The 15236-nt window shown below is 68.4% G+C and carries 9 protein-coding genes; all 9 read right to left on the reverse strand.

Features of this window, described 5'->3' with window-relative positions; all coding sequences use genetic code 11:
- Positions 1-2: 2 nt before the first annotated feature.
- The 9 genes from G4D83_RS14690 to G4D83_RS14730 all read right to left on the reverse strand — a co-directional run bounded on the left by G4D83_RS14690 (position 3) and on the right by G4D83_RS14730 (position 15229).
- Positions 3-3089, reverse strand: coding sequence for a POTRA domain-containing protein (locus G4D83_RS14690; protein WP_163865362.1), 3087 nt, complete (start codon positions 3087-3089; stop codon positions 3-5).
- Between the two features lie 11 nt (positions 3090-3100).
- Positions 3101-7033 carry a translocation/assembly module TamB domain-containing protein gene (locus tag G4D83_RS14695; protein ID WP_163865363.1) on the reverse strand — a complete coding sequence of 1311 codons (3933 nt, stop codon included), beginning with the start codon at positions 7031-7033 and terminating at the stop codon, positions 3101-3103.
- 5 nt (positions 7034-7038) lie between these two features.
- Positions 7039-7986, reverse strand: coding sequence for an ExeA family protein (locus G4D83_RS14700; RefSeq protein ID WP_163865364.1), 948 nt, complete (start codon positions 7984-7986; stop codon positions 7039-7041).
- 24 nt (positions 7987-8010) lie between these two features.
- Complete coding sequence (sgmX, locus tag G4D83_RS14705; RefSeq protein WP_163865365.1) at positions 8011-11226, reverse strand: type IV pili formation protein SgmX; 3216 nt, start codon at positions 11224-11226, stop codon at positions 8011-8013.
- Positions 11227-11414: 188 nt separating this feature from the next.
- Complete coding sequence (gene accC, locus G4D83_RS14710; RefSeq protein WP_163865366.1) at positions 11415-12800, reverse strand: acetyl-CoA carboxylase biotin carboxylase subunit; 1386 nt, start codon at positions 12798-12800, stop codon at positions 11415-11417.
- A gap of 67 nt (positions 12801-12867) precedes the next feature.
- Complete coding sequence (gene accB, locus G4D83_RS14715; RefSeq protein WP_163865367.1) at positions 12868-13452, reverse strand: acetyl-CoA carboxylase biotin carboxyl carrier protein; 585 nt, start codon at positions 13450-13452, stop codon at positions 12868-12870.
- Positions 13453-13481: 29 nt separating this feature from the next.
- Entirely contained in the window at positions 13482-14063 is a 582-nt protein-coding gene (gene efp, locus G4D83_RS14720; protein WP_163865368.1) for an elongation factor P, read from the reverse strand.
- Positions 14064-14198: 135 nt separating this feature from the next.
- Positions 14199-14561 carry a roadblock/LC7 domain-containing protein gene (locus tag G4D83_RS14725; protein WP_163865369.1) on the reverse strand — a complete coding sequence of 121 codons (363 nt, stop codon included), beginning with the start codon at positions 14559-14561 and terminating at the stop codon, positions 14199-14201.
- A 32-nt stretch (positions 14562-14593) separates the two neighbouring features.
- Entirely contained in the window at positions 14594-15229 is a 636-nt protein-coding gene (locus G4D83_RS14730; protein WP_163865370.1) for a hypothetical protein, read from the reverse strand.
- Between the last annotated feature and the right edge of the window lie 7 nt (positions 15230-15236).

Consider the following 15236-nt stretch of genomic DNA (forward strand, 5'->3'; position numbering starts at 1 on the left):
CCTCAGAACGTACCGATGCTGAAGTGGAACTGCGTCCGCGCCTCGTTCACTTCCTCGTCCGGATCCAGATTGAAGCCCACGTCGAAGGCCAGCGGACCCACGGGCGTCACATACCGGAAGCCGATGCCCGCCGCGTACCGCAGCCGCTCCAAATCCAGCCGCGTCCGGTCCAACCACAGGTTGCCCGCCTCGAGGAACAACCCCAGGTCCACCGACGTGAGCGCCGGCACCCGCAGCTCCACCTTGCCCAGCGTGAAGAGCTCTCCGCCCTGGCTCCCCGGCACCTGCCCCGCGAGCACCGCCTTCAGCTCTCCCGAACATCCCGACGGGCTGATGAGCGAGCGGCAGTCCCGCAGTCGCTGATGCAGTGCCTCGCGCACGTCTTCCGGCAGCACGCCGTCCTCGCGGAAGCCTCGCAGGCTCGACGAGCCACCCAGGTAGAACAGCTTCGAGCCGATGGTCTGCGCGCCCGTCTCCAGCGGGACGATGGTCCCCGCGCGCGCCGACAGCGCCAGGCTCGCCCGTCGGCCCAGGGGGATGTAGCCGCTCAGGTTGCTCGACAGCTTCACGCCGTTGATGGGGAACGCCGCCACGGCATTGCCCGCCACGTCCGTGGGATTCACACTGATGCCCTTCGTGAGCTCCGCGCTGCTGATGAGCACCAACCCACGCCGGGGGTTCGTCGGGTCATCCCGGAAGTCGAGGGTGATGGACGGCCGCAGCGAGTGCAGCGCGAAGTCGCCGTAGGGATAGCGCAGCCGCTCCTGGTCGGCGCGGTTGAGCAACTCCAGCACGCCCGCGCGCGAGCGCAGCCGGTTGTTCTCCACTTCGTACGACAGCGAGACGTTGAACCAGGACGCCACCGCCCAGTCGAGCGCCGCGGCCGCCGCGAATCGCGAGGACACATACGAGGGCCGATGCACCCGCTCGGCAATCAGGTCCAGACGCGCGCCCACTTCGAAGGGCAAGAGGAAGTACAGGCGCGGCTGCGACAGCGCGAGGTTGCCACGGCCGCCCAGGCCCGCCAGCCCCTGGAGCTCCACGTCGCAACCCGCGGACGCCGCGCCTCCGGACTGCTCACAGGCGATGCGCCGGTCCGCGGACAGCGCCTCCGCGCTCCAGCCCGCGTAGTTCACCTTCCCGCGCGCCAGCAGGTTCAACCCCAGCCCATCCAGGTTGCGATACGTCGTGTCCAGGGTGATGCGCGGACCGTCGACGAGGAAGTAGCCGCCGGACACCTGCCCATCCAGGCGTGCCCGCTCGTGCACCGTCACCACCACGTCCTTGGATGGCTCGCGTCGGGTCGGGTCCGCGAGCGAGACATCCACCTGCCGGAACAGCCCCAACCGGGCCAGACGCCGCTGGCCCTCCGTCAGCGCATCCAGCGAGAGCGGCTTCCCCTCCTCCAAGTCGAGGTTGGCCATGATGAGGTCCGGGTCCGTGCGGGTCAGCCCCTGCACCAGCACCTTGCCCACCTTCACCTGGGGCCCCGCATCCGCGCGGAACACCACCGTCGCGGCCCGTCCATCTTCTCCGACGGACGACTCCGTGGTGACACGAGCGAAGAGATAGCCCTGCTGCCCCAGCCCGCGCTCCAGGACCAGGCGCGCCGCCTCCACCGCCTCGAAGCTCAGCGGCAGGCCCTTGTGCACCCCCAACCCCGCCCTCGTCGTGAGCGGCGCCGTGCCCTCCGGCAGCCCCTCGTAGCGAACGTCCACCACGCGCGCCTGCGGCCCCTCCTCCACGTCGAAGTCCGCCACCGCCGTGCGCGTCCGCGCATCCACCGACAGCCCGCGGAACACCACGGACGAGGACAGGAAGCCCCGCTCGCGGTACGCCTCGTTCATCTCCTCCGTCGCATCCAGCCACGCCTCTTCCACGTACACCGTGGACGGGTCCGGTACGGGCTCCAGCGCCGTGGCGCGACGGCCATGGCGCCCCTCCGCGTCCAGCGGGTCGTCCTGGAGCCGCAAGTCCAGCTCCGGCTGGAGCTCGCCCGCGCGAATGCGCTCCGCGAGGAACTCCCGCAGCGTCCCCGAGCCCAACGAGGCGTTCCCATGGAAGCGGACCTCTTCGACGCGCAGGGGCTGGCCCTCGTCCACGTCGAAGGCCAGCGCGGCCACCTCGCCATCCGGGCGAATCACCTCGCGCGAGCGCACCTTGGCGTCGTGGAAGCCACGGTGGCGATAGAAGGACTCCACCCGCCGCGCCAGCCGTCCGGCCACCACCTCGTCGAGCGGCTCCGCGGCGTCATGCGCCAGCACGTCCTCCAGAATCTCCGCGGAGAAGCGGTGGTTGCCATGGAAGCGCAGCGAGTACCGCGGCCCCGCCGACAGCGGCACCGCCACCGACGCGGAGCTCCCCTCCACCAGCACCGAGGGCGTGCCCACCTGCGCCCGCCAATGGCCCTCCTGCCGCAGCAACATGCGCAGCTGGTCCAACCCCGCATCCAGGCGCGCCCTGTCGAACACCTCGCCCGGCTGCATCGCCAGCACGCTCAACAGACGCGGCAACGGCAGGCCCGGGCTTCCCGAGAAGCTCACCTGTCGCACGAGTGTCGGCTGGCCCTCGGCGATGAGGAGCAACACCGCCACGCCATCCGTCACCGGCTCCTGACGCGCCGTCACCTTCACCGAGTCGTAGCCCTTGCGCTGGTACGCCTGGAGTACAGAGGACACCGCGCCCTCCAGCTCCTCGCCGTCGAGGGGCCCACCCTCCAGCAGTCCACTGGCATCCAGCAGCTCCGCGTCCGACAGCACCACATTGCCGTCGAAGCTCAGCCGGGCCAGCCTCGACACGGGCGTGAGCTGAAACACCAGCTTCACTCCACCGGGCACGTCCTCCGCGCTCGCCACCACGTCCGCGAAGCGCCCCGTCGCCCACAATCGCTCCACCGAACGGCGCACGTTCCCCGGCGTCAGTGCCTGGCCCTTGCGCACCGCCACCAGTCCGCTGAGTCCCTCCGCGTCACCGCCGCCCTGGAGGTGCAGCTCGACCGCCACCACTTCAGGGCCGGGGACGTCGACCTCGCGAAGCTGGGCTCGCGCCGGCCCCGCGCACAGGACGCAGAGCCACAGCACCAGCGCCATGGCGGCGCGGGCTACTCGACCTCCCAGCTCAGCTTCAGCTCGAGCCCGAGGTTGCCAAACGAGGCTTCGCTGTTCTCGTTGTCCCACTGGGCCTGCGCGGAAAGTCTGTCGTCGAAGCGGTACTCGGCACGCGCCCGCGTTCCTCGCCCACTCACCGGTTGAGTCATACCGATTTTAAGCTGCTCGCTGAGGAACTTCGACTCCAGTTGCGCGGTGGGCTCCGCTTGACGTGTGGCGTCGTTGTAGGTCGTGGAAATCTGGAGGGACAAATCCCGCAGCACCGGATTGCTGGGGAGGAACCGCTGGACCTGCCGATCCAACCCCGACACGTTGAAGAGGGCCTCGGCCGCCAGCCCGGCGCCCGCGCTCGCCGCTGTCTCCTGGTCCGACGAGGTGAAGCCCAGCGTCAGCAGGGAGACGATGTCGCCTTCCACCAGCGCCGGCTCCGAGGACAGGAGGACCTGGGGGTCCGTGGGCTTGCCGAAGGCGTGGAGCTTCACCACGTACTCGCGCACCTGCGTCTGGGCCTGGACCTCGAAGACGGGCTCCAGGCTGGTGGCGTCCTGGAACTCGAGCTGACCCTGACTGATGGTGAAGGGGTTGTTGCGGAAGAACGCCTGGCTGCCCTCCGCCAGCTCCACCCGGCCGAGCAGGCCCGGCCGCAGGTCCGTCCCCGTCAGCCGCACGTCGCCCAGCATCCGCGCCTTGGCCAGGTTGTTGTCCACGCGCACATCCCCGAAGTGGACGTTCACATCCCAGATGACCCAGGGCTTCTGCTGCTCGCCCGTGACGGCGTTCGCCGACGAGGACGCCGCGTTGGCGCGCTTCTGCATGGACTTGAGCAGGGACTCCACGTCCAGCGCCTTCTGGTAGCGCATCTTGACGATGTCCATGCCTCCAGTGACGGTGAAACCCCGGGGCGGTCCCACCACCTGGAGCAAGCCGGAGAACGTCGCCGGCAGGTCCTCCGTCAGTCGGTAGGGCACCTCGTCGAGCTGCACCGTGAGGCCCAGCCGCTGCGGCAGGAAGCGCGCGAGCCGCACGTCTCCGCGCGCGGAGATGCGCCCCTCGTTGAGCAGCCCCTGGAGGTGCTCCAGCAGCACCCTCTGCCCCGTCAGCTCCACGCGCCCGGACATGCCTCGGATGTTGACGGGCAAATCCCTCATGGCGAGGCGCATGTCCAACAGCTCCGCGCTGCCCACCACGGACGGCGCGTCCAGCGTGCCCGTGGCCTCCGCGTCCACCGTGACGCGGCCCGTGGAGCGCTCCACCATGGCCGGCATGAGCGACTCCAGCAGGCGCAGGTCTCCACCGCCGCGCAGGGTGAAGGCGATGCCGCCGCGCGTGGTCATCCACCCGCCCAGGTTCAGGTCGACGTAGGGCCCGAGGAAGCGGAACGGCTGCACCTCCACCCGACCCTTTCCGTAGGAGAGGGAGATGGGCGCCGTGTTCTCGCCGCGCACATCGCCGCGGGACAGCACCAGCTTGTCCACCGTCGCGCTCAAGTGGGCCGCCTCGGGTTCCATCAGCGGCCCCTTGGCGGTGAGCGAACCGGACACCGCGCCCGACACGCCGGCCCACAGCGGCTCCGAGGGAAGCAGCGGACGAATCTCGGGCAGGGCCAGCGTCAGTGACGCGTCGTAGGGCCACGCGTCCTGCACCTTGAGCTTCACGCGCCCGTTGGCGTCCTGGAAGGGCCGTCCCCAGACCTCGAGGTCCTTGCCCACCAGTCGCCCGGTGAGGTCCATCGCGCCCAGGTTGCGGTCGGCGAACGTCACGCGCGGGGCGCGCAGCGTGACGTCGACGACGGGCAGGTCGGACGTGCCGGACACGACGCCATCCATCACCATCGTCCCCTGGATGCCCATGCGCCGCGCCAGCTCCGGCTCCACCGTCTCCGCCAGCGACAGGCCGTCTCCGCCGAAGCGGTAGTCGAGCCCGCCGGCGAACAGGAGCGTGCCCTCCGCCCATGTGCGCCCCAGCGGACCGCGCAGCTCCGTGCGCTCCAGCACCATCGCCTTGCCATCCACGAAGCGCAGCCGCGCCGAGCCATCCCCCATGCGACGGCCGTAGTACGTGGTGTCCTTCACGTCGAAGGCCACCAGTCCCTCCAGCCGCTCGATGGGGCTGTCTATCTCCACGCGGCCGGAGGCCGTGCCGCCCAGCGTGCCCTGCATCACCGCCAGCGACGGCGTCAGGCCCGCCACCACGTCGACCAGGTCCTCGGTGCGTCCCTGGGGGACATTCACCTCGAGCTTCAGGTTGAGCAGCCGCCCGAAGCCCACGGCGGCCTTGCCGTAATACTGCGTGCGCCCCTTCTGGCCGGTGAACGACGGGAAGGCGAGCACCCCATCGGAGTAGTTCAGCTTCCCTTGCAACACGCCCATCGAGAAGCTCCAGAAAACGAAGTCGCGGAACGACAGTCCGGACTCCACCTTCACCTCCGACACGGGCCCCGTAATCGAGTACGTGGCGTTGCCCCGCCCCGCCCACTTCAGCCCCGCGATGTGGCCGAAGTCCGCGAGCTCCAGCTCTCCCTTGCCGTGGATGTCCAGCCCCAGTCCGTTGCCGATGAGCAACCCCACGTCGCCCTGGACGTGCGAGCGGCCCACGTCCGCGGAGACGTGGTTGAACGACACCCGGTCCGCTTGAATCTTCACCTGCGCCTGCGCGCGTCCCTTGTCGAACTCCAGGATGGTGATGCCGTCGGACGACGGCGCGTCATACGCCCGCGTGGCCAGCGTGAAGCGGCCGATGCGCAGGTCCAACGGACCTGACAGCGAGAAGCGCGGCAACAGGTTGCCCGTGAGCTGCGCGTCGAGCGTGGCTGGGAAGTCCACCCACGCGCCCTTGATGCCCGCCTTGTCCAGGATGCGCGCCAGCGACGCGTCCTCCGTCTTGAGCGTGAGTTCCAGGGGGAACAGCGGCGTCAGCCCCAGCTTGCCGGTGGCGCGCACCCGGCCGGCTCCCACTGGCACCACCACCTCCTCCACCCGAAGCTCGTCTCCCGAATACGACAGGCGCGCGGAGATGTTGGCCGGGCCGTACCTGTCGTAGCCCAGCCCGTTGCCCGACAGCTCCAGCGAAATCGCGGGAGACTCCGCCTTGCCGGCGATGGACACGCGGCTCCACAGGTGCCCCGTCGCGGGCTTCGGCAACAGCTTCGCCTGGGACAGCGTGCGCAGCGGGAGGAAGACCTGCGCGTCCAGCGCCAGGTGCGGCTCGCACAGCGAGTCCACCCGTCCCGACACCGTGGTGCTGATGTCATCCAGGGACACTTCCGCGCGCTCCAGCTCCAGCAGCGCCTCGTCGGGGTCCACGGCGCCGGCGAAGGCCAACCGCTGCAGCGCCAGCTCCTTGCCGTCCGGGCCCAGCCGCACGAGTCCCCGACGCGCCTCCGCGTCCAGCTCGATGACGCCCCAGCGCTCCGTCCAGCGCACGTCCAGGTCGGCGACTTCGACGCGCCGGCCCTCGGGCAGTGCCAGGCGCAGCTCCGCGCCGGTGATGTCCAGGTGAGCAATCCGCACCCGCTCGAGCGGATCCAGGAAGCAGCCCTCGGACTTCTTCGCCGGCTCCGTCGAGGGCTGGGACAAGTCCAGCGTCACGCGGGGCCGCTCGGCGCGCACCAGCGCGAGCGTCAGCCGGCCGGAGAAGGGGCGCAGGAAGCCGAACTGCACCTCCGCGGTGTCCGCCGCCACCAGGGGCGTGTCCTCGCCCGGCAGGAAGAGCGAGAAGCCGTGCACCACCACGCGCGAGCCCAGCGGATCCAACTCACAGCGGCCAATGCCCACGTCCAGCCCGAGCACGTCAGGCAGGTGCCGCCGCGCGACGGTGCAGGCCACTTCCCACGTCTGGGGCATGCGCAACGCGAGCACACTCCCCGATAGAACGAGGAGCACGAGCAGCAGCGCTCGAAGCGCACCGTTGCGGCTCTGTGTCGCCAAAGCCCCTAGAGCTTACCCAGCCCTTCGAGGTAGCGGTCTATCTCCGCCAGGTCGAGCTTGTTGTTCGACGCTCGGGGCAGGTTCGTCGCAGGGGCGGTGCTCGCTCGCTCGCTCGCTCCGGGAGCAGCCGCGTTGATGCCCTGGAGTCCCAGGTTCTTTCCGATGCGATGCACCAGCTCCGCGGAGACGGTCTCCGCGCGCGCGAGGAAGGCCTCGAAGAGCGCGTTGTCGCACAGCGTGTTGATGACACGCGGCGAGCCGGACGAGTGCTCATGCACCGCCAGCAGGGCCTCCGGAGAGAACGGCATGCGGGGACAGCCCGCGAGCCGGAGGCGATGCTTGATGTAGGCCTCCGTGGACTCGGCGGTGAAGGGCTCCAGCTTGTAGCGCATGGCCACGCGCTGGGCGAGCGGCGGGTCCAGCTTCAGGTTCTTCTCAATCTCGGGCAGGCCGAAGAACACGAAGGAGATGAGCTTGCGCTCCGGCACTTCCAGGTTGAGCAGGCCGCGGAACTCCTCCATCAGCTCCCGCGTCTCCAGCATCTGCGCCTCGTCGATGAGGACGACGGCCTTCTTGCCGGACTCGTAGATTTGAAGGAGCCGCTGGTAGAGCTGCGACAGGAGCGCGAGCTTCTCCTGCGCGGGGTTCTCCACGCCCAGCTGCAGGGCGATGCGCCGCAGGAGCCAGTTGGCGGTGATGCCCGAGTGGATGATGACCAGCAGCGCGGCCTCATATTCGGACTCGGGCAGCGAGTCGAGCATGCGGCGGGCCAGCGTCGTCTTCCCCGCGCCGATGTCGCCGACGAGGATGGACAGGCCCTTCATGTAGCTCACCGCGTGCATCAGTCGGGTGAGCGCCTGCGAGTGCTGCGCGGAGTTGTAATAGAAGCGGCTCACCGGAGCGTTGGAGAAGGGCTCCTGCGTGAGGTCGAAGAAATCGAGGTAGGTCGTCATGGGCTCGCCGGACCTCGGGGGCAACTACACGTAACCGACCTTGCGCGCCTTGGGGGCGCCGGCCGCTGGCACAGGGGGATTCGCCACCGCCGCTGCGGGTGCGGCGCCATGAGACCTGGCGCCATTCACCGCTGCGGGTGCCGGAGTCGGCAGGGGGTCGTCTTCCGGCTCCGTACTCGCCGCGAGGCGGGACACCTGCGTGCCCACGTCGCGGTACTTCGCATCCATCGCCGCCACCCGCTGGTAGTGGTGGAGCGCCTTGCCGGGCTCGCCATTGGCCTCGAAGGCCAGCGCCAGCTCGAAGCCGAGCGCCTTGGCCGCCTCACCCGTCGCATACGGGCTCGCGAGCCCCTCACGGAAGGTCTCCACCGCGGAGCCTCCGTCGCCACGCAGCAGGTGCAGCATGCCCATCATCGTGAGGCAGTCCACCTCGCGCTTGGTGCCCGCGGAGCCCTGCCGGGCCACCTCGAACTCGTGGAGCGCGTCGTCCAAGAGGCCCATCTCCTTGTAGGCGATGCCCAGGTCGTAGTGGGTGTCCACGTCCTCGGGCTTCACCACCTTGGCCAGGCCCTTCTTGAACTCGGAGAACACCTCCTCCACCGAGTACTGGAAGTCCTCTTCCGCGGGCGCCGGGGCGACGGTGTCGTCACCCAGGTTGTCGATTTCGCCGGCCAGCTCCGCCGCCAGGTCGAACGCGTCGCGCTCCGCGCCCGCATCCGTCACCGGCTGCACGGAAGGCACGGAGATGGGCTCCAGCGGCTCCTCTTCGGGCGCCGCCCCACCGCTGGCCTCCATCGCCTCCAGCCGCTCCATCATCTCGGTGGCGCGCGCGTGGCCCGGGAAGGCGATGGTCACCGTCTCCAGGATTTCGCGAGCCTCTTCCAGCAGGCCCTGGTCCAGGAAGAAGGCGGCCTCGTCACACTCCTCGGCCGCGGGCTCTTCCTCGTCACCCTCGGTGGCGCCGTCGGCGACCAGCTCGGCGGAGGCCTCCTCGGGCTCCTCCACGGACTGGAAGTCGGTCTCGTCCTGAGGCTCCGAGCCGAAGTCGGCCTCGGCTTGCGGCTCCTCCACCGACTGGAAGTCGGCCTCGTCCTGAGGCTCCGAGCCGAAATCGGTCTCCGGGTCCTCCTCCGGCATGTCGTCCAGCGACACGATGGCATGCGAGGCGGTGGGCTCCTCCTCCTCGAACGGATCCCCCAACGAGGGCATGTCCGAGCCCGGTGCCTCCTCCAGCTCGTCGAGCATGGAGGCATCCAGCGGAGCGATGCCCACGCGCGTGGGCATCTCGTCCACGTCCAGCGGGGCCTCTTCCACGTACACCGGCTGCTTGCGCGTGTTCGGCGCGGCCTCCTGGAGCAGGGCCCGCGTGGGGGCGCGCACCATCGTCGGAGGCGGCTCGTCCTCGTCTCCGAGCGACAGCGCCGCCATCGACGTGGCCTCGTCCTCCGAGTCCCCCAGCGACATGCCCTCGTCGCTGGCGTACGACGCATCCAGGTCCGCCGACTCGACGAGGGGCTCGTCCTCCGAGGACGCGAGGCCGGGCTCGTCCGTCAGCATCAGCCCGTCGTCGTCTCCGGAGACCAGCGTCTCGTCCGCGGAGTCCGAGGCCAGGTCTTCCGGCGCGGGCGTGTCGAAGATGTCGTGCTCACCCGAGGTGATGGCCTCGCCGACGAGCGCCTCCTCGCTGACGACGGTGGCGTCACTCTCATCGTCGATGACCTCGTCGGAGTCGCTCGAGGGCAGCGTGGCCAGCGCCAGCTCGTCGCCGGGCGGGTGCAGCAGCGCGTCCTCGGGAGGCGGCGCGACGAGCACCTCGTCGTCGCTGGAGTCCACGAGGATGGCGTCCTCGCCCACCGACTCCACCACCGTGGCCGACGGCGCCACCGCCACCGGGCCCTCCACGCGCAGCACCGACAGGAACGCCGGCACCTCCGGGTGGGAGGGGTTCTGCTGGAGGATGGTCGCCAGGTACGGCTGCGCGCGCGTCGAGTCCGCCGCGCGAGTGCACAGACGCAGCACGTTCAGCAGCTGCTCGGATGCCTGCGCCGCGTTCCCGGAGGCGACGTAGATTTGATACGCCTTCTCGTGCGCATCCAGGTTCTCCGGGTCCACGGAGAAGACCTTGCGCAGATGCTCCAGCGCTTTGTCGTGGAGCCCGTACTTCACGTAGACGTCGGTCTCCGTGAGCAGCTTGGAGAGCTGCTCGCGGGCCAGGCCCCCCGGCTGCTGCGCGGGCGGCGCCGCCACGGGAGCCGGAGCGGCCTGGGGCGCGGCGCGAGCGGCGGGCTGGGGCGCCGCGGAAGGCGCGGGCTGCTGCGCCTGTGCGGGTTGCGGCGCCGGTGCGGGTTGCGGCGCGGGAGCACGGCGCGCGAGCAGATCCGGGTCCTGCGGATCCAACACTTCAATCTGCGTCCAGACGGCCTCCGACTCGGTCTGCCGGCCGCGCTCCTGGTGGATCTTCGCCAGCTCCTTGTAGACGGACACCGTCTTCGAGGTCTGCCCCAGGCCCTGGAAGGCCTGCGCCAGGAGAGACAGCGTCTCCACGTCGCGACCATCCGCCTTGAAGCACACCTGCAGCTTCGCGAGCGCGCGCTTCTGGTCACCGCGTTGCAGATACGAAGACGCCAGTTCCTTCGCGAGCGGCAGGTTGTCCGGCTCGAGCGTGGACAGTCTTTCGGCCACGCGGGCCCAGTCTTCGCCGCGGCTGTTGCGCTTGAGGTATTCGGCGGCGCGCTTGAACTCCTGGATGGCTTCGCGCGTCATGTTCTCGCGGGCGTAGAGCTCCGCGAGTTTGATCTTCGACGCCACGTTCTCGGGGTCGAGATCCACCATCTTCTTCAAGGTATCGAGCGACGACTTGGTGTCGCCCGCCTTGTCGTAGTGGTTGGCGACGATCTGGAAGTACGCCATCGCCTCGGACATCAGCCCGAGCTGCTGGTGAAGCTCCGCCAGCTTGAGGTTCACCTCCAGCAGGTTCGGGTTGAGCTTGAGGACTTGCTTGTAGAGCGCGACGGCCTTGAGGAAGAACCCGTCGGAGGAGTAGCTCTCGGCGACCTTGGTGAAGAAGTGCGCCGCCTGGGCGTTGTCGTTCTTCTTGACGTACAGCTCGCCCATCTTCTGGAGGACCCGGATGTCTTTCGGGTCAACCTCCAGGACCTTCTGGTACTCCTTGATGGCTTTGTCGTACGCGCCCTTCGCGACCAGTTTCGCGGCGGCTTCGATGATCTTGTTCTTGTCCATCGAGCGTGGGCTTCCGGAAAGCCGAAACCCCTTGGAACTTCGCGGGTTTCTATCTTCAAAAGGGGGAGAGTCGGAGGCTAACGGAATCCTCCGACGCGGGTCAAGAAACAGCCCGGCTCCCCCCGGGGCCAGCTCACCTGCTCGCATGCCCGCCCCACGGGCGGGAACGCCACGTAGGCGGACGTGTGCTACGGCGTCTCTTCAACTGCTTTTTTCAGCCGGCGAGAACCCGTCTCGCTGGCCAGGAGCCGCTCCACGAAACGCGTGTCGTAGTTGCCTTCCTGGAACGACTCGTCCGCCAGCGCCGCGCGGTGGAAGGGGATGTTCGTGCGGATGCCTTCCACGACGTACTCACCCAGCGCGCGCTGCATGCGGCGGATGGCCGTCTCGCGATCCTCGGCGTGGACGATGAGCTTGGCCAGGAGGCTGTCGTAGTACGGCAGCACCGTGTAGTTCTCGTAGGCGCCTGAGTCCACGCGCACCCCGTAGCCACCCGGGACGCTGTAGCCGGTAATCTTGCCGGGCCACGGCGCGAAGGTAATCGGGTCCTCCGCGTTGACACGACACTCGATGGCGTGCCCGCGCATCTGGATGTCTTCCTGCTTGAAGCGCAGCGGGTGGCCGTAGGCCATGCGGATCTGCTCACGGACCAGGTCCACGCCCATGACGAGCTCCGTCACCGGGTGCTCCACCTGGATGCGCGTGTTCATCTCCATGAAGTAGAACTCGCCGCGCTCGTCCAGCAGGTACTCGATGGTGCCGACGTTGTTGTAGCGCAGCTTGCGCATCGCCTCGACGGACACCTCTCCCATCCGCTGCCGCAACTCCGGCGTGAGCGCGGGTGACGGGCACTCCTCGATGAGCTTCTGGTGTCGGCGCTGGACCGAGCACTCGCGCTCGTTGAGGTGGATGACGTTGCCGTGCTCGTCGGCGACGATCTGGATTTCGATGTGGCGCGGCTTCTCCACGTACCGCTCGATGTAGAGGTCGCCGTTGGCGAAGGAGGCCACCGCCTCCGCCTGCGCGGTGGAGAACGCCTGGGCCAGCGCGCTCGGCTCGCGGACGATCTTCATCCCCTTGCCACCACCACCGGCCGCGGCCTTGAGGATGACGGGGAAGCCAATCTCCCGGGCGAACGCCTCCGCCTCACGGGGGTCCTTCACCGTGCCGGGACTGCCGGGCAACAGCGGCATGCCCGCCTCGCGCGCCGCCTGCCTCGCGCGGACCTTGTTGCCCATCATCCGCAGCATCTCCGGACGCGGACCGATGAAGCGGATCTTGCAGTTCTCACACACCTCGGCGAACTCGGCGTTCTCAGAGAGGAAGCCGTAGCCGGGGTGGATGGCGTCCGCGCGGGTGATTTCGGCCGCGGAGAGCAGCTGCGGGACGTTGAGGTAGCTCTCCTTCGACGCCGGAGGACCAATGCAGACCGCTTCGTCGGCGAAGCGGACATGCAGGGCGTTGGCGTCCGCCGTGGAGTGCACCGCCACCGTGGCGATGCCCAGCTCCCGGCAGGCGCGGATGACCCGCAGGGCAATCTCCCCGCGGTTGGCAATCAGCACCTTCTTGAACACGGGGGTGTCTCCTGAAACGGCCGGCTCGGGCGCGCGCCCCGCTGGATGCGAAGGCGCGCGCGCCGCGTCAAGCCGGCTCGATGCGGAACAGCGCCTGGCCGAACTCCACCGGGCGACCGTTCTCCACGAGGATCTCCGCCACGCGGCCGGACACCTCGGACTCGATTTCGTTCATCAACTTCATCGCTTCGATGATGCAGAGCACCTGGCCCTTCTTCACCACCGAGCCCGCGTCGACGAAGGCGGGCTGATCCGGCGCCGGCGTCCGGTAGAACGTACCGACGAAGGGGCTCGTCACGACGTGGCCGGGCTTCTCCGGTGCCTTCTCGGCGACAGAGGCAGCGGCGGTCGGAGCGGGGGCGGCCGGGGCCAGCCGGGGCGCCGACGGAGCCGCGTACTCCACGGCCGGGCCCACCTGGACGGCCGAGGGGGCCGAGTGGTGGACGATGGTCGTCTCCGGGGCGTGGCCACGACGGATGAAGAGCTTCTCTTCCCCGCGCTTCCACACCAGCCTCGTCACGTCCGAGGCCTCCAGGATGTTGACGATTTCCCGCAGGGCATCCACGTCCAGGGACGTGTTGCCCGCGTCTCGCGCGCTCGAAGGCGTGCTGGTGGGCGCGGACGCCCGGGTCGACTTGCGCTTCGTTGCCATTTCTCGCGTCCCTCCGAGCGGAGTCTGCGCTAGCCCGCGGTGGCCACGCGGGTCAGGTACTTGCCCCCGTCGCGCGTGTCGATCTTCAGGACGTCGCCCTCGTTGATGAACAGGGGCACGTAGACCTCGAAGCCGGTCTCCAGCGTGGCGGGCTTCAGCGCACCAGACACGGTGTCGCCGCGCACGCCCGGGTCGCACTTGACGACCTTGAGTTCCACCGAGTTCGGGAGCGTCACGGCGATCGCCTTCCCGTTCCAGAACAGGATGGTGGCGTCGATGTTCTCCTTCAGGAAGTTCTTCGCGTCGCCGAGTGCCTTCTCGCTGATGAAGGTCTGCTCGAAGTCGCGCTTGTCCATGAAGTAGTAGTCGTCACCCTGGACGTACAGGTACTGCATGTCCTTCTCTTCGATGTCCGGCTTGCCCACCTTGTCGCCGGACTTCAGCGTGGGCTGAAGGACGCGACCGGTGGTGAGGCTGCGAATCTTGGTGCGGACGAAGGCGGACCCCTTGCCGGGCTTCACGTGCTGGAACTCGACGATGACGAACGGCTCGCCGTCGATTTCGATCTTCATGTTGTTGTGAAACTCGGACGTATCGATGACACCGGCCATGGGGACCGACTCCTTCAGACTCGAAATTACGGAAGCTTGAAAAGTCGGGGGTGTCTAGCCCATGCCCCCTTCCATGGGAAGGGGAAACCGGCGGAGCGGCGCGTCGTCCGGACGACTGGTTTACAGCGGACGAGGCTACAGCTCCGCGCTCACCTTGGGGGCCGTCACGCGCAGCACATAACGGCCCTTTCCGTAGTTGCCGTCCGCGCGCAGCGCCAGCACCAGGAAGTACTCCGGCGACACCAGCCGCATCAGCGTCAACACCTTGTCGCTGTTGACGCTGACCTCACTGACCGCGCCCGTCTTGAGCGTCTCCGCGGCGTTGCGCAGCTGCGTGAGGAGGTTGGCGTATTCCACCCAGGCACCATTCAAATCCAGCTCGCTCGTATCCTCGCGCTGGAAGGTGTCCACGGAGATGCCATCGAAGCCCATCACGCTGCAGGCGAGGGCTCCATCCACCTGGTTGACCACTGACTCGAGGTGCGTGCGAAAGGACATGGGCTCTCAGGGCTCCTGGGTGGACGCGCCGTTCAAGGCGCCTCGCAGAGCGGAACGGCGCCGTTCTGCCCGCGCTGGTCACACAGGACAGTCGGGGCCGCGGGGAACTCACCCGGCTTGGGGCAGATGTAGGGGACGGTCGTCACGGTGATGGCATAGGAAAGCTCGTTCGTCTCCACCGAGCCCCCCGTGATGGTGTGTCCACGAATCCGCATGGTGACGAGCACGTCGACGATGCCTCCGCCCGTGGTGGCGCTGAACAGCGCGTTCTGTGCGTCGCGCGTCAGCACGCTCATCAGCAACGTCGAATCCTCGTTGGCCCGGAAGGCCGCGTAGACGGGAAGCGTGGCGCTGGGGATGTTGAGTTCCGGCTCCGTCCGGTAGCTCAGGTCGAGCTCCGTCAGGTAGATGGCGTTCGAATCGGGGTCCGCCACCTGCCCTTCGCCCACGACGATGGGCGTGGAGGTCAGGTTGGAAGTGACGACGAACCCCAGATTGTAGTTGCTGGACAGAGCCATGTTGAGCGACCCGCTCAGCAACGCTTCGTCTTCGGGAACCGTGCAGTCCTCATCCGGCGGCGTGGCCGAGAGGAGTTGGAGCTTCGGAATGTTGTCGACACAAGAGACCGTGCCGAACGCCAGCAGCGCGGCGAGATAGATGGGCTTCATGAGCGAA

This window comes from Myxococcus eversor, assembly GCF_010894455.1.
Lineage (GTDB): Bacteria > Myxococcota > Myxococcia > Myxococcales > Myxococcaceae > Myxococcus > Myxococcus eversor.